Genomic DNA, 20,605 nt, shown 5'->3' with positions numbered 1-20,605 from the left:
TATTTTGTCTAATCGGTGTTAAACTGATTTTTTGTTTTTCTAGCTTTCATCAATCCCAAGAGACCAAGTCCTAGGAATGTAAGTAGCTTACTGTCTCGACTGGCTGTTTTTGGAAGTTCCCTTTTTGCCGCTCGAGAGACAGTCGTTTGCGTCAAGGAAGTAGTCGTAGCACTTGGCTGACTGCTATCAACTGTCATAGCTTGATTGACCTTAGCTACTAACTTAGCGTAGTCTTTAGGGTCGTGTTTGGCTAGGTGGCGAGGCTTGTCAGAGCTTGCAGTAGCGGTTGAAGGTCTTACCTCTTGAAAGCTAGGTTGAGTAGGCAGAGAAGAAGTAGCAGATGTTTCATTTGTAGGTGTTTCAATTGGTTTAACTTCTGGTGTGACACTTGTTGGTGTTTCAACTTGTTTAACTTCAGATGTTTCACTTGTTTGCGTTTCAACAGGTTTAACTTCCGATGTTTGTGGCTTATCCGGTTTGACTTCTGGTGTGACACTTGTTGGGGTGTCAATCACATCATCAACCATTTCTTGAACATCATAGGTCATGCGAAGACTTTCATAATGTGACTGTAACATCTCATAGACTGAACGCAATTCTTCTAATTTACCTTTTTCACTCTCATAGCTCTTTTCAGCGTCTAAACGTGTGGTTACGGCTGACTCATAAGCTTGTTGAGCTTTTTGTAAATTCTGTTCAGCATTAAGAAGTTCTTCTTTACGTTTCTGACCATTTTCAACTTGGGTTTTAGCGTCTCGCAATTGTTCCGTTAATTTAGATACGGTCTCTTGACTATTATCTAGATCTGCTTTTGCTTGGACTAATCTGAGTTTTGCATTGTCATATAAAGACTTCAACTCGTTAGCTTTAGCTTGTGTGGTTTGATAATCTAATTGAGCGGTTTCTAATAACATGGCCTTCATCTGATCATCAGCTTTTACCGCTTCTAATAAACTTAAGGTCTCAGTTTTTGCATTTTGGGCTTGAACAAGTTCTTGTTTGGCTTTTTCTAATTCTTGTTCAGCCTTTGGTGTTGCTTTTTCTTGAGATAATAAGTCATTATATTTTGTTTCCGCGTCTTTTACGGCTTGATTAGCTTCTTTGAGACGTGTAACAAAGGTCGCCAATTCACTTTTAGCGGTTTGATGTTGATTTTTAGCTAGACTTAATTGAGCCAAAGCGTTTTGATAAGCTGTTTGATCATTAACCGGTTGATAATCATATTTATGGATTAAATCATTTTGTTCTTTTTGAGAATCTAAGATTTCAACTTGATCTTTATAACCGGTTTGGATAAGATAATAATCGGTATAATTATTATTTTTTTTTGTATTATGTTGATAAATATCAAGCCCAATTGATGAATTATGAGTTAATTCATCAAAATGTCCAAAATTAGATGCTTGATCAAATAATGTTAAGCTGTTGACTTTATATGTTATTTGTGATAAAACATCTTTTAATGTGGTTCGTCTGTCATTTAATAATGTGAATACCCCAATATTTTCTCCAATAATATTTTTATTTTTTTCACCTAATACTTGACGGGTTGAGTCTTTTATGATGTCATAATCATGTTCTAAATATTTGATATTCTTTTCATCATATTTATCTGCTCTAATCTTAGCAATTTCCATTAGTTTACTATTCAAACTTGTTCGTGGAAATCCTAAATCATCTGCTAAAGCATTATAGGCGTCAACATAATATTGATTGATTACTTCAAATTGTTTATCCGTCATGTTTTCAACATCAATGACTTCATCGCCACCTTCAATCGTGTATTTAAACCAATCCGCTTTATTTTGAGCCACATCATTCACTTTCAAGCCTGATGCTTTCATGACTTGTCTCATATTTTCAACAGTCTCAGGACTATAATCCTCATACAAGGCTCTTGCCGCATCCTTAACTTCTTGAGGTAGATTAACGTCAAAGCTATATGTCACTAAAGGTTTGACCGATTCTACTTCAGCAGTCTTATTTTCGACCACTTTTTGAGTAGCTAACATCTTTTGATTGGCTACTGAAACATCACTTTCCGCTTGTTTTTCTTGCTCTTTTGATGTCTCAACAGTCGATTTCGCTTCTGTAATTGCGTGTTCTAGTTGACGATCCGATTCCTTAGCTTCAACGACCTTATTTTCTGCAACCATGACGGCTGTTGTTTTTTCAACAACCGTTTTTTCAGCTTCTTTTACTTGACTTTCAATCGTAGTCAAATCTTCATTACTCGATTGTAAGGCTTCAATCTTAGTAGCCGCTGCGTCAACTTCAAGTTGTGCTGTTTCATAATTGACTTGAGCGGTGTTTACTTCTGTTGTTACGTCATTATAAACGGTTTGATTTTCGTTAACTTGATTTTGGGCGACGTCAATGGCTGTTTCTAAATTTTCTACAGATGTTTGGGCTGTTGCGATTTCAGTATCAACTTGAGTGATTGCTTCTGGTGTCGCATTTTCTGCTTGTGTTTGTGCCGTCGTTAAGGTGTTTTGAGCGACTTCTTCGGTGACAATAGCGTCTTGAAGATTGTTATAGGCATAACCTGTTTGAGATTCTTGAAGAACCACATCTGCTGCCGCATTATCAGCATCAGATCTTGCTTGTTCAATTTGTTCTGCAGTAACAACTTCTGCTTGTGTCACGGTTTCAACGGATGTATCAGGAGTATCCTGAATAGTATCTGCTTTGACTTGTTCGGATGATAGGACAGCAGTCGCCAAAAGACTGCTAGCGATTAGACTAGTTTTTAGGGTCATGTTGTGATATTCCTTTCTTACTTGATAGTTGTTCTATCGTTTTTTTTTTTTTGCTTTTTGGATAGGGGAGGTTATTTTCTTCCATAACGAGAAGATGATAAATGAGTTGTTTTGTTCGTTCATTTGGGGTGAAAAAATAAATAATCTTGATTATGCTTAAATTGATGAATTTAATTATAGGGACTGAAATGATAATCACTAAGATAGCACCTAAAAGATAGCTTGAAATAGTTGTTTTATCCAAATTTAGACTATTCTGAGCTTTAGCAAAGAAAGCAACAAAGATACCTAATTTCAATAACTCATTTATTGTGTTGGCGAATGGTATAAACTCTGTTCTTTTAGAGCAATGTTCAATTTCATGGATAAAGCTTTGTGCCAGTTCTTTTGACAGACCAGACTGTTCTTTAGTTCCTCTAATAATATCTAGACAAACTTTTTCTCTCTTTGATTCCATGTAGTTAGCAGATACATCTACAATTAATAGAAAAATGTAAAAAAAGAAACAGGATATGAGAAAGTAAATAATCCATGTTCCGACACCATTTTCTAATAGCATTGCTAAAAAAAATGGTGTAGCTGCTAAAAGAAGCAAGATGAAAATGCTAAAACGTCTATCAATGGGTTTAGTCTCATGGACTGCTTGAAATGTTTTATTATAAGAATCGCTCATCGTCTTATCCCATTTAGCGAGGTTATTTTTTTGTAGGTTGCACAAGTCTATTTTTAGTTGACACATGTTCTTCATCTCCTTTCTTCTTCAAAAAATCGCCATACCACTCTCCTGTCAAGTGGTATGGATGGTATTATAGCTGTTTACCAACACCTATAATACCTATAAACAAATAACCAGCCCTTACTCTCTCAAGAAGTTAAGACAGACGGAAGTTAGGACAGGAGTAACAGACTTGCCCCGGCGTGAAAGCGTTTAGGCAACCGGTTAAGTATATTGGCAACAAAAAAGACTAGAAGGGTAGTCTTCTAGTCAGTTTTTTCTTTTAGCTCCAGTTGTTAGGGTACTGGCTACCAGCCACCCAGCCAGTGCAAAGGGCAGAAGTGATGTTAAAGCCCCCTGTGTGAGCGTTGATGTCCAGCACCTCGCCAGCAAAGTGCAGCCCAGCAACCTTTTTACTTTCAAGAGTTTTGGGATTGATTTCTTTAAGGTCAACCCCACCCTTTGTGACAAAGGACTTGGCAAGGGACATCTTGCCAGTCACATGGATTGGCATGGCCTTAATCTGATCAACCAAGTCAAGTAACTGCTTGGGGTCTAGTTGTTTGACCTTTTCTGGTAGGTCTTGGGCTAAAAAGTCAGCCAGACGCTCAGGCAGTTTTGCCTTAAGGGCATTTTTGAGTGACTTTTCCCTTTCTTTTTCTAAATAGCCGAGCAGGTCATCTGATGTGACTTGGGGGAGAAGATCCAGTCGGAGTTCTTCGCCACCCTTGACAAAACTAGACATGCGAAGGGCAGCAGGCCCAGACAAGCCAAAGTGGGTAAAGAGTAGGTCATGGGTGATGACATGCTTGTCATAGCTTAGAGTGACCTCGTCCAAGGAAATGCCCTGCAGTGCCTTGTGGTTGAAGTCGGTCAGAAGAGGGCTTTCAGCCGACTCAAGAGGCGTCACTGCCAGTTTGAAGTGGCGAGCCACGTCATGCCCAAAACCCGTTGAGCCAGTCGAAGGGTAGGTCTTGCCACCGGTTGTCACAATCACCTGATGACTGGTTAGGCTCTCATCAGACGACTTGACATGAAAGAGGTCGTCCATCTTTTTGACCGAAACCACTTCGGTTTGGGTCTTAATCGTGGCACCGAGTTCTTGTATCTTGTCTTCCAAGCAAGCGATAATGCTGCGTGACTTATCTGTGACAGGAAACATACGCCCATGATCTTCGACCTTGAGAGCACAGCCATTGTCCTCAAAAAAGTTGATAATGTCATGATTATCAAACTGAGAAAAAACGCTATACAAGAAGCGGCCATTGCCAGGGATACCAGCTAGAAGGTCGTCCAAACTACCGTTGTTGGTGACGTTGCAACGTCCACCACCGGTACCTGCCAGCTTTTTACCCAAGCGTTTGTTTTTTTCGATAAGGAGGGTTTTCTTGCCATGAAAGGCAGAAGAAATCGTCGCCATCATACCAGCCGGCCCTCCACCAATAACAATCGTATCATAATGTGTCATGCTTTCATTTTACCATAAAGAAAGAGCAACCGCCATCTTTTGCAAAATTGACATAGACAGGCTCTTATGGTAGTATGAATAGTAAGAAAAGTGCAAGAAGAGGAAAAAAATGGGAGTAGAAAAAACCGTCAGCGAGCTGGCTGAAATCTTGGGTGTCAGTCGCCAAGCTGTCAATAATCGTGTGAAAAATCTACCAGATGAAGACCTTGAAAAAAATGAAAAAGGGGTCACTGTGGTCAAGCGTAGTGGCTTGATTAAGCTAGAAGAAATTTACAAAAAGACGATTTTTGAAGATGAGCCAGTTAGTGAGGAAACCAAGCAGCGTGAACTGATGGAGATTCTTGTCGATGAGAAAAATGATGAGATTGCAAGGCTCTATGAACAACTCAAGGCTAAGGACATCCAGATTGAGAAAAAAGATGAGCAGATTCGTGTCAAGGATGTTCAGATTGCTGAGAAAGACAAGCAACTGGATCAGCAGCAGCAACTAACTGCCAAGGCGATGGCTGACAAGGACACGCTCAAGTTGGAATTAGACGAAGCCAAGGCAGAAGTCGATCAGGCTAGAACGCAAGTGGAAGAGATTCAGACCAAGGTTGAGGAGAAAAAAGGCTTTTTCGGTCGTTTGTTTGGTCGTAAGAAGTAAAAGACTGGGTAAAGCTAGTCTTTTTTGATTAAAAAGGAGAAACCCATGCAGAAACTAAGTGAGTATGTTGCTTTTGATTTAGAATTTAATACGGTAGATGGTGTCAGTCATATCATTCAATTGTCTGCGGTTGCCATGCTTGACGGTCGGGAACTTGCTCAGTTTGATTCCTATGTCTATTCTGAAGTGCCTTTGCAGAGTTTTATCAATGGCTTGACAGGTATTACCCAGGAGAAGATTGAACAAGCACCGACCTTGGAGCAGGTCTTGGCTGATTTTGCTGACTTTGTCGGGGAGAAGGCTTTGATTGGCTACAATGCTCATAAGAGTGACCTGCCTCTTTTGTTGGAAAATGGTTTGGACTTAAGTCACCAATATGCCCTTGATGTCTTTGACCAAGCCTTTGATAGACGCAGTAGTGACTTGAATGGTATTGCCAATTTGAAATTGCAAACGGTCGCTGAACAATTAGGCATTTCTGGGAAAGGACATGATAGCTTGGAGGACGCAAGAATGACGGCTCTTATCTATGAAAAATTTTTAGAATTTGATGAGAATAAGGCGCTGCTTGAACGACAAGAAACAGCAGTCAGTCATCCCTTTGCTGGTTTAGATTTGAGTTCATGGTTGGACTAAAAAACTCACCTGTTATCAGGTGAGTTTTTATGTGGGCTTAAAATGGTAATTTACCGGCAAAAGCACCCAGTGTTTTTTGAGTTGCGGCATCAATCTGTTGCAGAGCGTCATTGACAGCTTGTGTGGTCATGTCTTGCAAGGTTTCAAGATCGTCTGGGTCAACCACATCAGCCTTGAAGTCAATGCTCACTAGTTTTTTATCGCCAGTAAAGGTTGCAACAACCAAATCCTGAGCAGATTTGCCAGTGAAACTGGTTGCAGCAAGCTCAGCTTGGCTCTTTTCCATTTGCTTTTGTAGTTTTTGTGCCTGACGCATCATGTTTTGCATATTCATCATAAGATTTCTAACATTCCTTTCTTAGTAAGGGATTAAGCCTTGTTGGTTAGTGATAGTACACTACTGGATGACCAACATCAGTCATCTAGTCGCATACTTTACTGTTATCATTATATCATGTTTAGGGTGTAACTCAAACTCTAGGCTAGTTTTTGTTTTTTCATCAATTTAGTTTATTCTGTCTAACTAGACTATTTACCTCTGCCCAAAAGTCGCAGACTAGTCTGACGAGCTAAGGCCTGTCTGCCCAAAATGGGCAGACGTCCTCACAGTTGTGAGGACCTTATTTCCAAAGGAAGTTGTCCTCATCACAAGATTTTTTAGTTCTGCCCCTTTTGGGCAGAGCAGCTCACAAGGTTTTTGTGCTTATTTCCAAAAAGGAATGGTTAGTTGTTTTAAATTTTTATAAAATCATTTAAGGAAGATATTTTTATGCTATAATAATGTCAAAGTATAATAGAGAGAAGAGGAGCTTGTTTGATAAATGGACGAAAAGGAAATCCTAAAAACTCTTTATCGAGAAATGAATCAGGCAATGGTTTCAAAGAATATTGAAAAGTTAGAAAGTATCTTACAACCTCATACGGATCTGGTACATATGACAGGTTATGTTCAACCTGTTTCCGAATGGCTAGAAGACATTGCAAGTGAACGCATGAAATATTACACTTGGCAAGAAGAAAATATTAAAGACGTCGAAATTCATGGGATGAAAGCCAGTCTTGTTGGACAAAGTAAAGTTCGAGCTCGTATTTGGGGAGCAGGACCAAGTATATGGCCTTTGCAAATGTTGGTGTCTTTTGAAAAAATTGATGGTCAGTGGAAAATTGTCAAGCAAGAAGCCAGTACCTATTGAGTCATTTAGAAAAGAGAAGTAGCCCCTATCAACTATGATAGGGGCTACTTGAACATTTTAATTTAATATGTTAAGGAGCTCCAAAGCCACCACGCCCGCCAGGGCCAGTTGCGATAATTTCTGTTTGTTTTTCTCCGTTAACGATGACAGTCCCACCAGTCATCTCGGCTTGAACATCGTAGTCAAAGGCAGATTGGGCAGTAATGTTAAGTTGTCCACCTGAGATGTAGATGCTGCCGTTGGCATCAATAGCGTCTGTGTCGCCTGAGCCAACTTCAACAGTGATGTCGCCACCAGTGATTTTGATAAAGACATCAGATGTGAGCGTACTTGAGGCATTGATGGCATCATCAGTGGCATAAAGTTTCAAGGTGCCACCGTTTATGGTTACGGTTGCTCCTTCTAGAGCTTCCGTGGCATTTTGCACAAGGATGTTACCACTATCAATGGTCAAGTGAGATTCAGCCTTAATGGCATCGTCACCTGCCGTCACGCTAATGTCGCTATTTGCAATATAGGTGATTCCCTTACTCAAATCTTCGTCATTAGTGGCTTTTAGACCGTCGCCTCCAGCAGTGACTTGAAGTGTTCCGCCTGTAATTGTCAATTCATCTTTACCACGGATACCGTCATCAGCCGCCTCAACAGTGATTTGACCAGATAAGATGGCCAGACGATCGTTAGAAACAATCCCGTCTTGATAGCTTCCCTTGACGGTCAAGCTACCATTTCCTGTAAGCGTCAAATCGTCCTTAGAATAAAGAGCTCCCTCAATGCTGCTATCTGAGTGTTTACTGCTATCAGTGATGGTGTTTTCGGTATTATCTTGTAATTCCACGACAAGATTGTTAGCCGATTGGACATAAAGGGCAGCATTATCTTGACTGGAAATATTGGCACCTGCTAATATCAAACGAACATTTCCAGTGGTATTGACAACTACCCCCTTGGTTGTCGTTCCTGTCAGCGTATAGGTTCCAGGTTCTGTGATGGTGAGTGTGTCTTGTCCAAGTTCAATCGTTTTAGAAGGGAGAGAGTCCCAAGCAATCTCGCTCACACTAGTTTGTAGAGTTGTTTGTTGAGTGGAAGTCGCTGTCGTTGTTGCCGTTGATTGTGCTTGACAGGCTGCGAGGGTCAAGGTTGAGGTCAATAATAGACTGGCTAGGGCTTTTTTAGTTCGATGTGATAATGGTAAAAACATGATAATCTCCTTGTGTTCTAGTGGTATTCTATAAGCCACCCTTGTTGGGATTAGTGCCAAGAATAATGGCTAAGTTGCGATTGCGAATGCGTAGGTCATTGATAAAGGCTCTACGATCCATTTGTTTAGGCAATTCCAAATGGTAATTTAATTCAAAAATTGACCCCATATTTTTCAGCCGAATGCTTTCTAAGGTTGCTTTCACCTGATATTGTTCAAAGACAGGTTGTAAGACAGTTTCGTGTTCAAGATCTTCTGGCATCGAAATGGTTAGGTATTGGCTGCTATTGCTTGGATCAAAAAGGGCGAGATGATGAAGTAGCAATAACACGATAGACACAAAGCAGGCGGCAAATAGTGCTACAAAGACATAGCCTGTTCCGATAATCAAGCCCATAGTCATGGCCGCAAAAACACTGATTAGCTCACGAGAAGTCCCTGGCATCGAACGAAAACGAATCAAGCTGAATGTTCCCATGATAGCCACACCAGTTCCTAGATTGCCTGATGTCATCATAATCACGAACTGAACCAAAATAGGTAGGGTGACAAGGGTAATGGCAAAGTTTTTTGAGTAATGTGTGGTTTTAGCATGTACCCCTGCCACCATAACGCCTACCAAAAGAGCAACGGTAGAAGTGATGGTTAAAGATGACAAGGTCACTCCTTGAGCTAAGATTGAATCAAACATGAATGAGTTCTTCCTTTCTTGCTTTAGTAAAAATCTTTCCATACTTAGAAAAAGATTGTGGGTAAATGCAATGTTGCGAGAGGTAGTCAACCAACCAGTCAGGCATGCCTTCTTTGGTTTTGATTTCCATGATAATTCGTGGTTCATCAAAATGAGGCGTCATGCTAGTATCGGAAAATAAATCTAAATTGGTCGTTGATGAGCGTAGTCGTTCATCAAAGGTAATGCGTAGGTCAGAGGACGCTTCTTTAGCCATATAAGAGGTTCGATTGTAAATAATGAAAATCTTTGGAGCGAGTTGTTTTTCTTGAAATAAATAGAGGAGTTCTCTAGCGATTTGACTATCAGGGAGTTGCTTTTTATCAAGAAAAGTTTGGTAGTCGTCTTGACTGATAATAATGCGGCGTTTGAAAACCGTACCATAGATTTTTGATTTGATTTCTAAAAAGACTTGGTCAGTCCCGGCATAGTGGCGAGCTCTGACCTTGCATTTATAATCTGTTCCATGAATCGAATTGATAATCATCTCATCATGGATATTATCAAAATAAACCGTGTTATTTTGTGTCTTGAAGTAAGGGTCAGGCAGCATGCGTTCCTGTAAAAAGAGCGTAAGCTGTTCGTATTCTGCTTGATTTAGCAGGTACTTTTTTTCTTTTCGCTTAAAAAAATCTTTTGCCATATACGACTTTCTATGATTAAGATAACTCAAGCATAGCAACGAAAACTTTAACTTATCTTAATCTTTCTGAAAGAAACGGAAAAATTTTCATATTTTTGACATACTACTGAAAATATGGGGGGGGGGGGTAAGTGGTTTTTGTTGGTATTTTTAGGAGATTAGATTGCGTGAGAATAGCTTTTTGAGTAGGTCTATGCTATAATAAAAACATAGAGAAAGCGATTACACAAAAAAGGAGGAGAAGATTATGAGTCGAGATTCTCCAAAAGATAAATCGATAGCAGTTTCGTTACAAATATGGTGGAACACCTAATTCATGTAATGGTTACTAAGGAAACAACATAATATGAAAGCACGTTATAAGGAAAAAATTGTAGATGTTTGGGAAATTGGTAGAGATACTGAGCAACCTGAATGGGTACAAGACGCTTTTACAAAAAAATACATTTGCTGGGTAGATAATCATGTGAGAATTTTAATGGCTGGCTTAAAACCTTCTTTGAAAACTAACTTCAAAATTGGGGCAACAGGAACAGCTGGGGGTGGTTTTGCAGGTTATGGCATTTATGTTTTAGGTTATCCAGGTGACTACTTAGATTTGACGAATCAGAAAGTGATATCTGCTAAAACTTTTAAGAAAAAGTATGATAGTTTATAATGGTAGTTTAGAAAGTCAGGACTCAGTATGAACAGAAAGGTTAAAGAGTATAAAATCTGACAATAATAGAAATACTTCAAATAATTATTGTTTTAATATTCTTTCCTAATACAACAATGGGTTTATTTAATACTGGTCGAGAATTAGGTGGAGCGATTATCAGTTTATTTTAGTAAGATTACTACTGGGAATACAATTGTATTTTCAAAAGGAGATATTAGCTATGAACGAATTGATTAACAACAAGTATTTTCAATCTCTATTGATAGGTGTTGGTGCAGGTGCAATAGTTGGATTGTTTGGAACTGTTCCAGTCATTTGTTATTTAATTGTTGTCATTTTTATAAAAGTCATAAAGAAAGCGAATATATAAGTAGGAGGGGAACTTATGACAATCACAGGTAAAAAAGTATTTCAGGTAATTTATGTTTTAAATTTATTATTCCATTGTGTTTTTCTTACCTATCAGCTCCGTCAGATAGGCAACGTTGAGCCTAATTATCTACTAGTAGCAATTATGAGTGTGATTAGTACAACAGTGATTTTAATATCAATTAAACATACAGAAAAGTCATAAAAAACCATTGCTCTTGAAAAAGGATAACCTCATAATGGTAATTATATTTTTTATAACAATTGTATTGGTTCAATGCTATATCATTTATAAAACGGTAAAACAATCTAAACAAAGCGAAAATTTTGATTCTCTATTTAGTATTAACGCATTTCTATTATTATTTCTGGCCTCTAAAAATTTAGTATTTGTTTGGCTTGCTTATTTGGTCTTTATGTTAACCATTTTGTTTTCAAATGACAATTGTTCCTAATATGTTATTGTGACGTATTTTATTATGGTAAACAGTTAGACGGTGTATTAGTTATGGGACAAATTGATTATTTAAAATGGATTTTAATCGCTATTGTTGTGGTCTTTTGGATTTATACGATTATTTGTGACATTATTCTTCAAAAGAATTATCAAAAAACAGCTTTTTTTCAAGCGTTTATTTCTGCTTTTATTGTTGAACATAATGTGAGTGATAAAGTTAATTCTTTCTCGATTATTGTGTTTTTAATTTTTATTCTGTTCTACTTTGATTTTAAAAAGAATAATAAGTATTGATTTGGATAAAATTTTGCCTAGATAAAGGGGGAAAAGAGGTGAAAATGAAATACCTACCAGAATTACTTGCTTTTATCATCATGTTAGCGTATCTAGTGTTAACCGTTTTGAATGATACAAAGATCTATCCAATGCCTCAATGGCTACAAGTTTTTGATCCAACGTTACTGATACTAAATGGGGTGTTGTTGATTATGATTAGTAGAGAAATACGGGGGAAATGATGTTACTTGATTTGAAACTCTTTACGCTACTGGTTGTGGTAGTCTATTTAATATTTAGGTTAAAAAATTCGGCTGAGTCAGAGTTATTCATCTCTAAGTTTGCCATTGCCTTTCCAGTGGGTTTTACTATTGTTAATGAAATAATTTCGATGATTTATCAATTAACTCATTAGTAAAAAAGCTGTTGGTTTATCACGAAATAAATGTTAATTAAGAGGTGCAGTATGACAAAAGAGATTGATCCAAATATTTCAGCAGTGATTATTGCTGTAGCATCATGGATTGGATTACTTGTAGGTGTGTTTTTGGGATTGAAGTAAATGATTTAAATAACAGGCTCATAAAGGAGTTAAATCATGGAATTGATGAATAAATTTGAAGAAATGACGACGGAAGAACTTGCAACTGTTGATGGTGGAATGGGCGTTTTGGCAGTTATTGTCTATTCTGTTCTAGCCGGAACAGGAGTGGGTATTGTCGGCTATGGAGTGGCTAGAATTTTTGGGTAAATGATTTATTTTGATAAGAATTTAGCAACATGACTTCCACGTCAGGTTGCTTTTTATGGTCTGGAAGGTACTGTGACGATTGTGACAGGTCAATCAATATATTTTGATTATTATGTCATTCGATTTTTAATCAATAAGAAAAGTAAGAACATAAAAACACGCTATTTTACATTAAAAAAATTGCAATTCTTGAAGTAATGTGTTATTATGTAAAGGTCGGTGTTTTCCGATAATACTCATCTCAAATGGATTGTGGGTCTGTTGCCGTTATGGTGGATTTGCAAGTTTAAGTTTGGGAGAGGCAAAAACATATTAAAAGGAGAAATACTCATGGCAGTAATTTCAATGAAACAACTTCTTGAGGCTGGTGTTCACTTTGGTCACCAAACTCGTCGCTGGAATCCTAAGATGGCTAAATACATCTTTACAGAACGTAATGGTATTCATGTTATCGACCTTCAACAAACTGTAAAATTGGCTGATCAAGCATACGACTTCATGCGTGATGCAGCAGCAAACGATGCAGTTGTTTTGTTTGTTGGAACGAAAAAACAAGCAGCAGAAGCTGTAGCAGAAGAAGCAGCTCGTGCAGGTCAATACTTTATCAACCATCGTTGGTTGGGTGGAACCCTTACTAACTGGGGAACAATCCAAAAACGTATTGCACGCCTTAAAGAAATCAAACGTATGGAAGAAGAAGGAACTTTTGACCTACTTCCTAAGAAAGAAGTTGCACTTCTTAACAAACAACGTGCTCGTCTTGAGAAATTCTTGGGTGGTATCGAAGATATGCCACGCATTCCAGATGTAATGTACGTTGTTGACCCACATAAAGAACAAATCGCTGTTAAAGAAGCTAAAAAACTTGGTATTCCAGTTGTAGCTATGGTTGATACAAACGCTGATCCAGATGATATCGATGTAATCATCCCAGCTAACGATGATGCAATCCGTGCTGTTAAATTGATTACAGCTAAATTGGCTGACGCTATCATCGAAGGTCGTCAAGGTGAGGATGCAGTTGTTGAATTTGAAACAGCAGCAGAAGCTGATTCAATCGAAGAAATCGTTGAAGTTGTTGAAGGCGACAACGCTTAATCAGCTCGATAAAATTTGAAATTAGACCAAACGGGGCAAAGCTAACCGCTCTGTCTCCGTTTTTTATTGAAACAATATTTGGAGGATGAAAAATGGCAATTACAGCAGCTCTCGTTAAAGAATTGCGTGAAAAATCAGGTGCTGGCGTTATGGACGCTAAGAAAGCTCTTGTTGAAACTGATGGTGACATTGATAAAGCGATTGAATTGCTTCGTGAAAAAGGAATGGCTAAGGCAGCTAAAAAAGCTGACCGTGTAGCGGCTGAAGGTTTGACAGGTGTTTATGTTAACGGTAATGTTGCAGCAGTTGTTGAAGTGAATGCTGAAACAGACTTCGTTGCTAAAAATGCTCAATTCGTTGAGTTGGTCAACACAACAGCTAAAGTTATTGCAGAAGGTCAACCTGCTGACAATGAAGCAGCTCTTAAATTGGTAATGCCTTCAGGTGAAACACTTGAAGAAGCTTATGTGAACGCAACTGCAACAATCGGTGAAAAAATTTCATTCCGTCGTTTTGCCTTGGTTGAAAAAACAGACGCTCAAGCCTTTGGTGCTTACCAACATAATGGTGGTCGTATCGGTGTTATCACTGTTATCGAAGGTGGTGACGAAACACTTGCTAAACAAGTATCAATGCACGTTGCAGCAATGAAACCAACTGTTTTGTCTTACACTGAACTTGACCCACAATTTGTTAAAGATGAGTTGGCTCAATTGAACCATAAGATTGAACAAGATAATGAAAGTCGTGCGATGGTTGACAAACCAGCTCTTCCACTTCTTCAATATGGTTCAAAAGCTCAATTGACTGATGAAGTCATTGCTCAAGCAGAAGAAAGCATCAAGGCTGAATTGGCAGCAGAAGGTAAACCAGAGCAAATCTGGGATAAAATCTTGCCAGGTAAAATGGATCGCTTCATGCTTGACAATACACAAGTTGACCAAGCTTATACACTTCTTGCACAAGTTTATATCATGGACGACAGCAAGACAGTTGAAGCTTACCTTGAGTCAGTAAATGCTAAGGCTGTTTCATTTGCTCGTTTTGAAGTAGGTGAAGGCATCGAGAAAGCATCTAACGACTTTGAAGCAGAAGTTGCAGCAACTATGGCAGCAGCCCTAAATAACTAGGAAAACTAAAAGTTCTAGCTTGGCTAGGACTTTTTGATTTGTTGGCGTAAAATACGAATTTATGATAGAATAGTCAAATAAGGTCAAGTTCTTAGAAAGAGGGACGTATGGTAAATAAAAGCACATCTGATAATATTGAAGAATACATAAAGAAAATATTACTCCAAGAAGGAATTGCTGAAATTCGTCGTTCTAGCTTGGCAGATTTTTTTCAAGTTGTCCCTAGTCAGATTAACTATGTCATTAAAACTCGTTTTACCGAAAATCGTGGTTACATGGTGGAAAGTAAGCGTGGTGGTGGTGGCTATATTCGAATTGCCAAAGTCACTTTTTCAGATAAACATAAATTGTTGAGTAATCTGAGAGAATCTCTAGGACTGAGAGTTAGTCAAACCGTTTTTGCGGATTTGATACAGTATCTTTTTGATGAAAAAATCATTAGTCAACGTGAAGGTGAGATGCTATTAGCAACCAGTTGTGATGAAGTGTTAGGTCAAGATGCTCCAGCAATTCGTGCACGTATGTTAGACAAACTATTACAACGATTAGATAGAAAAGGACAATAATAAGTGATGACACATCAGTATTCACTAAAAATGCAGGAAATTTTTGGCTTGGGTCAATTTATTGCGGTCAGTTTTAAGAGTAAATTTTTAGAAAGTTGGCATATTCTTTTGGCAATGACCGCAACAGAAGGCTCTGTTGCTGCACTTAGTTTTTTAGAATATGATCAAGAAGTTCCTCTTGAGCGTTATCAAGATGCCGCGATTGAAATGATAGGACAAGAACCTGAGGAAACGAATCTTGGTTTTTCTTTTGTGCCTCAATCTCAAGCCTTGAGTCGTCTGTTAGATTATGCTAGTGAGATTTGTGCAGTGACCTCAAACAAAGAGATTGGTTCAGAGCATGTCTTGGAAGCAATTTTACTAAGTGAGGATACAGTTGCTTTTAGATTGCTGCAATTGGTTGGTTTTAATCGTAATGTTGAACAAGGTGAAATGGTTAAAATCCATGATTTGCGAAAGACTGTTGAAGCCTATGCTGGCTTTACTAAGGAGCAGATCAAAGCAATTCGTGAGTTAAAGGTACCAAAAAAAGCTAAAAAAGGTGGCTTTTCAGAGATGATGAAGCCAGTGTCAACGGCAGGTGAATTAGAAGAGTTTACTCGTGATTTAACAGCTTTAGCTCAAGCAGGTAGGCTGGATCCAGTTATTGGTCGTCAAGAAGAAATTACTCGCATGATTCGTGTGCTTAGTCGTAAAAGCAAGAATAATCCTGTTCTCGTTGGTGAAGCGGGAGTGGGTAAGACAGCTCTAGCTTATGGATTGGCACAACGTATTGTGGCAGGTGAAATTCCTTATGAATTACAAGATTTTCGTGTTTTAGAATTAGATATGATGACCGTTTTGGCTGGAACTCGTTTTCGTGGTGATTTTGAAGAACGCATGAATAAGATTATTGCGGATGTTGAGACAGACGGCAAGATCATTCTTTTTATTGATGAGCTGCATACCATTATGGGTTCAGGTAGTGGCATGGAAGGTACTTTAGATGCGGCAAATATTCTTAAGCCAGCTCTTTCTCGTGGGTATCTTCGTTTGGTAGGGGCGACTACTCAAGATGAATATCAAAAACATATTGAAAAAGATGCGGCACTTTCTCGTCGTTTTGCTAAGATTACTTTAGAAGAGCCAAGTATTGAAGAAGCTTATCAGATTCTTTTAGGTGTTAAAGAAACTTATGAAAGTTATCATCGGGTTGTTTTATCTGATGATGTGGTGTTAACAGCTGTTAAGGCAGCCCACCGTTACCTAACAAGCAAGAGATTGCCTGATTCGGCCTTGGATTTGTTGGATGAAACCAGTGCAACTGTCCAAACCATGATTAAAAAAGAATTAGGTAGTCATCTAACGGCTTTAGATCAGGCCTTTTTAGCGGCAGATATGAAACAAGCTAAGGCTCTATTTAAGCAAGTAGATAAGCAAGATAAGTTGATGAAGCCAATTGAAGTGACATCAGCTGATGTGATGAAAACTTTAAGTCGTTTGTCAGGTATCCCTGTTCAAAAATTAAGCCAAGCAGATAACAAACGCTACTTAACTCTCGAAAAAGAGTTGCATAAGCGAGTAATCGGTCAAGAACAAGCCGTTTCAGCTATTGCTCGTGCTATTCGTCGTAATCAGTCTGGAATCCGAACAGGTAAGCGACCGATTGGTTCGTTTATGTTTCTTGGACCGACAGGTGTTGGTAAAACAGAATTGGCTAAGGCCTTGGCTGCCTTATTGTTCGATGATGAATCAGCTCTTATTCGTTTTGACATGAGTGAATACATGGAAAAATTTGCAGCTAGTCGTTTGAATGGGGCGCCGCCAGGTTATGTTGGCTATAATGAAGGTGGAGAGTTGACAGAAAAAGTGAAAAATAAACCTTATTCTGTTTTACTTTTTGATGAGATTGAAAAAGCTCATCCAGATGTGTTTAACTTGCTGCTACAAGTTCTAGATGATGGTGTCTTGACAGATAGCCGTGGTCGTCGAGTTGATTTTTCAAATACCTTGATTATCATGACCAGTAATTTGGGAGCGACTGCTCTGCGTGATGATAAAACCGTTGGTTTTGGGGCAAGGGATTTGAGTCAAAACCATACAGCTATGGAAAAACGTATTTTGGAAGAGTTGAAAACGTCTTATCGTCCAGAATTTTTGAATCGTATTGATGACAAATTGGTTTTCCATAGTTTGACGGAAGATAATCTTTTTGCGATTGCTAAATTGTTGATTCAGCCCTTGGTGGCTCATCTAGCAGAACAAGATATTGTGCTTAAAGTCCAACCTGCTGCCTTGAAACATTTGGCTAAAGATGGTTATGATGTGGAGATGGGAGCTCGCCCTCTACGACGTACTATTCAAACTCAGGTGGAAGATAAGCTGGCAGAATTGATTCTAGGCGGAGAGTTAACGGCTGGTCAAACGCTGAAAGTTGGCTTGAGCAAGAATAAATTAAAATTTGATATCGCATAGGCAAAAACTGGGATGTTATCCCAGTTTTTTTGTGATAAGTATGTTGTTCTAAACTAGAAAAAGAGTGCCAAGAGGCACTCTTTTGGAGATCTATGAAAAACAAATAATATTTCGGATGAGCTTAGTATAAGTGATGAAACTTAAGTCTAACTTAAATTAACCTACCTACCGACGCGCTGAAGCAAAAATCTCATCAACTTCTGCTAAACTTTCTGCACGAGAAACAGCCCCACGAATCTTGGCAGCTCCTGACGTTCCACGCAGATAGTGTGGTGCAAGCCCACGAAATTCACGAACGGCAATGTGTTCGCCTTTAAGTTTAACAAGGCGACGTAGGTGTTCATAGGCGATGTCCAATTTCTTTTCAAAAGGTAGATCTGGTAGGATTTCCCCTGTTTCAAAATAGTGGTTGATCTGAGTGAAGATGTAAGGGTTGTTCATGGCTGCTCGGCCAATCATAACAGCGTCAGCACCGATTTCCTCAATCATAAATTTAGCTTCTTCAACGCTACGAATGTCTCCATTAGCCATAAAAGGAATCTTAGTTAGGGCTTTGGCAACCTTGGCTAAGGTTTCATGGTCACAAGTGCCAGTGTACATCTGTTCGCGTGTGCGTCCGTGCATGGCAAGGGCAGATACACCAGCAGATTCGGCAGCCAAGGCATTCTCAACTGCTAAAGAAGCGTCAGCCCAACCTGTTCGCATTTTGACCGTTAGAGGAATGTCAAGCACAGATTGAACCTTGTTGATAACAGAATAAATTTTCTCAGGGTCTTTGAGCCATTTAGCACCAGCTTCATTTTTAACAATCTTATTCACAGGGCAGCCCATGTTGATGTCAACAATATCTGTTTTGGTATTTTCTTGGATGAATTCGGCTGCACGAGCTAGGCTGTCACCGTCACTACCAAATAGCTGAATAGAAACTGGATTTTCTCCGTCTTCAATATGAAGCATGTGCAAGGTTTTTTCATTGTTGTATTGGATTCCTTTGTCTGAAACCATTTCCATAACGACTAGACCAGCACCAAATTCCTTGGCGATGGTACGAAAGGCAGAGTTAGTCACGCCAGCCATTGGGGCAAGAACTGTCCGATGAGGGATTTCTACATTGCCAATCATAAATGATGAATTAAGCTTTGTCATTGATTAAATTCTCCAAATCTGTTTCAGTAAAGTAATAATTTGTGCCACAGAATTGGCAGTTGATTTCTGCTCCGTGGTCTTCGTCTTTCATCTCTTGTAAATCTGCTTTTGGCAGGGTGATGAGGGCCTGCTCAAAACGCTCTTTAGAGCAATCACAAACAAAAGCAAGCTCGCTTTCTGTAAGACGCTTGTATTCGTCTTCGCCGTAAATGGCATCAAGCAGAGCAGTCAAAGGATCTTCTGCAGCTAGTAGATTTGAGATAGCAGGCATAGATTGAATACGGTCTTCATAACGTTTGATTTCAGCTTCGGGTGCACCAGGTAAAACTTGTAACATAAAACCACCTGCAACTTTTACTTGATCCTGTTCATCAAGCAAAACATTAAGCCCAACAGCAGAAGGAGTTTGCTCGCTCTCCGTCAAATAATAGGCCAAATCTTCGCCGATTTCGCCACTAATCAAAGGAGTGGTTGAGGTATAAGGATTACCAGTTCCGTAGTCAACAATGGTAATAAAATGCCCTTGTCCCATAAAAGGACCGACCAGTACTTCGCCTGTGGCAGTTTTTTTGATGTCAACGCCCTTGTTTTGAATATAACCTTTGACCTGTCCTTTGGTATTAGCGACGGAAATGACATGGCCAAAAGAACTATTACCAATAACTTTGACGGTCACTTTACTATCACCTTTTTGATTGGCCGCTAAAATAAGGTTGGCAATTAAGGTGCGTCCCAAAGCCACAGTAGAGCTAGCTTGTGTTTGATGTTTTTCTTGGGCAGTACGGACTGTTTCGGTACAATCAAGTACGAAAGCACGGAAATAGCCAGAACTTGCTATTGATTTAACTATTTTATCCATTCTTTTATTATATCATAAAGGGGAAAAAATAAGCGAGGAAAGGAATTGTGGCTTCTAAATACTTACTTGTCGTCGTCACTGTCAGGATAGTGATAGAGAATATACCAATCAAGCCTATCCTAGCCAATCAAAAAATGAGGCTATTTTTTGCAGAGCTTGTTAGATAGGTCGGACGGTCTTTAGAGTATTATCGAGGGATAAATATCTTTCTAAAAATTATTGAAAAAATAAAGTATAAATACTTGACGATAGTCTATATGATTTGATAGAATAATAAACGGTATTGTTTACCCCATTTGAAAGGCCCCGGAACCCTTCAAATAACTTGTGGACTGGAACATCCACACTAGTAAACAAAAACGATTCGTATAGGAGAAATCATGAACAAAACAACATACATGGCTAAGCCAGGTGAAGTTGAACGTAAATGGTACGTGGTTGACGCAACTGATGTACCTCTTGGACGTCTTTCTGCAGTAGTTGCTAGCGTACTTCGCGGTAAAAACAAACCAACTTTCACACCACACACTGATACAGGTGATTTTGTCATTGTTATCAACGCTGAAAAAGTTAAATTAACTGGTAAAAAAGCGACTGATAAAATCTACTACACTCACTCATTGTATCCAGGTGGTTTGAAACAAATCTCTGCAGGTGAGTTGCGTTCTAAAAACGCTGTTCGTTTGATTGAAAAATCAGTTAAAGGCATGCTTCCACATAACACTCTTGGACGTGCTCAAGGAATGAAATTGAAAGTATTTGTTGGCGGTGAGCATACTCATGCTGCACAACAACCAGAAGTACTTGACATCTCAGGACTTATCTAAGAGGAAAGGAGCAAATAAAT

Annotated in this window: 21 protein-coding genes; 12 read left to right on the top strand and 9 right to left on the bottom strand. The window is 38.9% G+C overall.

The window, feature by feature from the left end:
* Window positions 1-8: 8 nt before the first annotated feature.
* From FRX52_RS02585 to FRX52_RS02575, 3 genes are all read right to left on the bottom strand, one after another.
* Window positions 9-2,759, bottom strand: coding sequence for an SEC10/PgrA surface exclusion domain-containing protein (locus FRX52_RS02585; RefSeq protein WP_146538403.1), 2,751 nt, complete (start codon window positions 2,757-2,759; stop codon window positions 9-11).
* On the bottom strand, window positions 2,743-3,498 hold the full coding sequence (locus FRX52_RS02580; protein WP_186603325.1) for a hypothetical protein: 756 nt from the start codon (window positions 3,496-3,498) through the stop codon (window positions 2,743-2,745). Before FRX52_RS02580 ends, FRX52_RS02585 begins: the two co-directional genes overlap by 17 nt.
* A 259-nt stretch (window positions 3,499-3,757) precedes the next feature.
* Entirely contained in the window at window positions 3,758-4,942 is a 1,185-nt protein-coding gene (locus FRX52_RS02575; protein ID WP_146538401.1) for an NAD(P)/FAD-dependent oxidoreductase, read from the bottom strand.
* Window positions 4,943-5,051: 109 nt separating this feature from the next.
* On the opposite strand from FRX52_RS02575, the gene FRX52_RS02570 reads away from it, so the two are divergent.
* Together FRX52_RS02570 and FRX52_RS02565 are read left to right on the top strand one after the other, a co-directional pair.
* Window positions 5,052-5,588, top strand: a complete 537-nt coding sequence (locus FRX52_RS02570; protein ID WP_146461064.1) for a DUF536 domain-containing protein — start codon at window positions 5,052-5,054, stop codon at window positions 5,586-5,588.
* Window positions 5,589-5,633: 45 nt separating this feature from the next.
* Window positions 5,634-6,224, top strand: coding sequence for a 3'-5' exonuclease (locus tag FRX52_RS02565; RefSeq protein WP_146461066.1), 591 nt, complete (start codon window positions 5,634-5,636; stop codon window positions 6,222-6,224).
* 37 nt (window positions 6,225-6,261) lie between these two features.
* Here the strand turns inward: FRX52_RS02565 and FRX52_RS02560 are convergent, their stop codons facing one another.
* Window positions 6,262-6,561, bottom strand: a complete 300-nt coding sequence (locus tag FRX52_RS02560; protein WP_146461068.1) for a YbaB/EbfC family nucleoid-associated protein — start codon at window positions 6,559-6,561, stop codon at window positions 6,262-6,264.
* A 484-nt stretch (window positions 6,562-7,045) separates the two neighbouring features.
* Here FRX52_RS02560 and FRX52_RS02555 point away from each other — a divergent pair, with 484 nt between their 5' ends.
* Complete coding sequence (locus tag FRX52_RS02555) at window positions 7,046-7,417, top strand: nuclear transport factor 2 family protein (protein ID WP_146538400.1); 372 nt, start codon at window positions 7,046-7,048, stop codon at window positions 7,415-7,417.
* Window positions 7,418-7,487: 70 nt separating this feature from the next.
* On the opposite strand, the gene FRX52_RS02550 is transcribed toward FRX52_RS02555, so the two are convergent.
* From FRX52_RS02550 to FRX52_RS02540, 3 genes are read right to left on the bottom strand one after another with little or no spacing between them, the layout of a single operon-like run.
* Window positions 7,488-8,618, bottom strand: coding sequence for a carbohydrate-binding domain-containing protein (locus tag FRX52_RS02550; RefSeq protein ID WP_146538399.1), 1,131 nt, complete (start codon window positions 8,616-8,618; stop codon window positions 7,488-7,490).
* Between the two features lie 28 nt (window positions 8,619-8,646).
* Window positions 8,647-9,309 (bottom strand): DUF4956 domain-containing protein, encoded by a 663-nt coding sequence (locus tag FRX52_RS02545; RefSeq protein ID WP_186603324.1) that lies wholly within the window; start codon window positions 9,307-9,309, stop codon window positions 8,647-8,649.
* On the bottom strand, window positions 9,302-9,991 hold the full coding sequence (locus tag FRX52_RS02540; protein ID WP_146538397.1) for a polyphosphate polymerase domain-containing protein: 690 nt from the start codon (window positions 9,989-9,991) through the stop codon (window positions 9,302-9,304). The genes FRX52_RS02545 and FRX52_RS02540 overlap by 8 nt, the downstream gene beginning before the upstream one ends.
* Window positions 9,992-10,337: 346 nt before the next feature.
* Here FRX52_RS02540 and FRX52_RS02535 point away from each other — a divergent pair, with 346 nt between their 5' ends.
* The 8 genes from FRX52_RS02535 to FRX52_RS02505 all read left to right on the top strand — a co-directional run bounded on the left by FRX52_RS02535 (window position 10,338) and on the right by FRX52_RS02505 (window position 17,753).
* Window positions 10,338-10,649, top strand: a complete 312-nt coding sequence (locus FRX52_RS02535; RefSeq protein ID WP_146538396.1) for a role in replication — start codon at window positions 10,338-10,340, stop codon at window positions 10,647-10,649.
* A gap of 223 nt (window positions 10,650-10,872) precedes the next feature.
* Window positions 10,873-11,022: a hypothetical protein gene (locus FRX52_RS05475; protein WP_186603323.1), complete on the top strand. Its 150-nt coding sequence runs from the start codon at window positions 10,873-10,875 to the stop codon at window positions 11,020-11,022.
* Window positions 11,023-11,037: 15 nt separating this feature from the next.
* Window positions 11,038-11,226, top strand: a complete 189-nt coding sequence (locus tag FRX52_RS02530; RefSeq protein WP_146538395.1) for a hypothetical protein — start codon at window positions 11,038-11,040, stop codon at window positions 11,224-11,226.
* Between the two features lie 1,126 nt (window positions 11,227-12,352).
* The gene (locus tag FRX52_RS02525) at window positions 12,353-12,505 is read left to right on the top strand and encodes a Blp family class II bacteriocin (protein ID WP_146538394.1); all 153 of its coding nucleotides are present in this window, start codon (window positions 12,353-12,355) and stop codon (window positions 12,503-12,505) included.
* A 330-nt stretch (window positions 12,506-12,835) separates the two neighbouring features.
* Window positions 12,836-13,603, top strand: a complete 768-nt coding sequence (gene rpsB, locus FRX52_RS02520; protein ID WP_146495781.1) for a 30S ribosomal protein S2 — start codon at window positions 12,836-12,838, stop codon at window positions 13,601-13,603.
* 92 nt (window positions 13,604-13,695) lie between these two features.
* Complete coding sequence (gene tsf / locus FRX52_RS02515; RefSeq protein WP_146461088.1) at window positions 13,696-14,733, top strand: translation elongation factor Ts; 1,038 nt, start codon at window positions 13,696-13,698, stop codon at window positions 14,731-14,733.
* A 107-nt stretch (window positions 14,734-14,840) separates the two neighbouring features.
* Entirely contained in the window at window positions 14,841-15,299 is a 459-nt protein-coding gene (locus tag FRX52_RS02510; RefSeq protein WP_146461090.1) for a CtsR family transcriptional regulator, read from the top strand.
* A 6-nt stretch (window positions 15,300-15,305) separates the two neighbouring features.
* Window positions 15,306-17,753 (top strand): ATP-dependent Clp protease ATP-binding subunit, encoded by a 2,448-nt coding sequence (locus FRX52_RS02505; RefSeq protein WP_146538393.1) that lies wholly within the window; start codon window positions 15,306-15,308, stop codon window positions 17,751-17,753.
* Window positions 17,754-17,918: 165 nt separating this feature from the next.
* On the opposite strand, the gene dusB is transcribed toward FRX52_RS02505, so the two are convergent.
* Both dusB and hslO read right to left on the bottom strand, forming a co-directional pair.
* Window positions 17,919-18,899: a tRNA dihydrouridine synthase DusB gene (gene dusB, locus FRX52_RS02500; RefSeq protein WP_146461096.1), complete on the bottom strand. Its 981-nt coding sequence runs from the start codon at window positions 18,897-18,899 to the stop codon at window positions 17,919-17,921.
* Complete coding sequence (gene hslO, locus FRX52_RS02495) at window positions 18,886-19,758, bottom strand: Hsp33 family molecular chaperone HslO (protein WP_146538392.1); 873 nt, start codon at window positions 19,756-19,758, stop codon at window positions 18,886-18,888. Before hslO ends, dusB begins: the two co-directional genes overlap by 14 nt.
* Window positions 19,759-20,138: 380 nt before the next feature.
* On the opposite strand from hslO, the gene rplM reads away from it, so the two are divergent.
* Entirely contained in the window at window positions 20,139-20,585 is a 447-nt protein-coding gene (gene rplM, locus FRX52_RS02490; RefSeq protein WP_146461100.1) for a 50S ribosomal protein L13, read from the top strand.
* The last annotated feature ends 20 nt before the right edge of the window (window positions 20,586-20,605 follow it).

Origin of the sequence: Streptococcus sp. sy018, assembly GCF_007859185.1 — a bacterium.
Taxonomy (GTDB): Bacteria; Bacillota; Bacilli; order Lactobacillales; family Streptococcaceae; genus Streptococcus.
The sequence above is the reverse complement of the archived record's forward strand: the minus strand, read 5'-3'. Positions and strand labels throughout refer to the sequence as shown.

Coding starts and splice junctions, on each gene's coding strand:
- FRX52_RS02585 (WP_146538403.1), bottom strand. CDS start 2,759: ATGACCCTAAAAACTAGTCTAATCGCTAGCAGTCTTTTGGCGACTGCT.
- FRX52_RS02580 (WP_186603325.1), bottom strand. CDS start 3,498: ATGTGTCAACTAAAAATAGACTTGTGCAACCTACAAAAAAATAACCTC.
- FRX52_RS02575 (WP_146538401.1), bottom strand. CDS start 4,942: ATGACACATTATGATACGATTGTTATTGGTGGAGGGCCGGCTGGTATG.
- FRX52_RS02570 (WP_146461064.1), top strand. CDS start 5,052: ATGGGAGTAGAAAAAACCGTCAGCGAGCTGGCTGAAATCTTGGGTGTC.
- FRX52_RS02565 (WP_146461066.1), top strand. CDS start 5,634: ATGCAGAAACTAAGTGAGTATGTTGCTTTTGATTTAGAATTTAATACG.
- FRX52_RS02560 (WP_146461068.1), bottom strand. CDS start 6,561: ATGATGAATATGCAAAACATGATGCGTCAGGCACAAAAACTACAAAAG.
- FRX52_RS02555 (WP_146538400.1), top strand. CDS start 7,046: ATGGACGAAAAGGAAATCCTAAAAACTCTTTATCGAGAAATGAATCAG.
- FRX52_RS02550 (WP_146538399.1), bottom strand. CDS start 8,618: ATGTTTTTACCATTATCACATCGAACTAAAAAAGCCCTAGCCAGTCTA.
- FRX52_RS02545 (WP_186603324.1), bottom strand. CDS start 9,309: ATGTTTGATTCAATCTTAGCTCAAGGAGTGACCTTGTCATCTTTAACC.
- FRX52_RS02540 (WP_146538397.1), bottom strand. CDS start 9,991: ATGGCAAAAGATTTTTTTAAGCGAAAAGAAAAAAAGTACCTGCTAAAT.
- FRX52_RS02535 (WP_146538396.1), top strand. CDS start 10,338: ATGAAAGCACGTTATAAGGAAAAAATTGTAGATGTTTGGGAAATTGGT.
- FRX52_RS05475 (WP_186603323.1), top strand. CDS start 10,873: ATGAACGAATTGATTAACAACAAGTATTTTCAATCTCTATTGATAGGT.
- FRX52_RS02530 (WP_146538395.1), top strand. CDS start 11,038: ATGACAATCACAGGTAAAAAAGTATTTCAGGTAATTTATGTTTTAAAT.
- FRX52_RS02525 (WP_146538394.1), top strand. CDS start 12,353: ATGGAATTGATGAATAAATTTGAAGAAATGACGACGGAAGAACTTGCA.
- rpsB (WP_146495781.1), top strand. CDS start 12,836: ATGGCAGTAATTTCAATGAAACAACTTCTTGAGGCTGGTGTTCACTTT.
- tsf (WP_146461088.1), top strand. CDS start 13,696: ATGGCAATTACAGCAGCTCTCGTTAAAGAATTGCGTGAAAAATCAGGT.
- FRX52_RS02510 (WP_146461090.1), top strand. CDS start 14,841: ATGGTAAATAAAAGCACATCTGATAATATTGAAGAATACATAAAGAAA.
- FRX52_RS02505 (WP_146538393.1), top strand. CDS start 15,306: ATGACACATCAGTATTCACTAAAAATGCAGGAAATTTTTGGCTTGGGT.
- dusB (WP_146461096.1), bottom strand. CDS start 18,899: ATGACAAAGCTTAATTCATCATTTATGATTGGCAATGTAGAAATCCCT.
- hslO (WP_146538392.1), bottom strand. CDS start 19,758: ATGGATAAAATAGTTAAATCAATAGCAAGTTCTGGCTATTTCCGTGCT.
- rplM (WP_146461100.1), top strand. CDS start 20,139: ATGAACAAAACAACATACATGGCTAAGCCAGGTGAAGTTGAACGTAAA.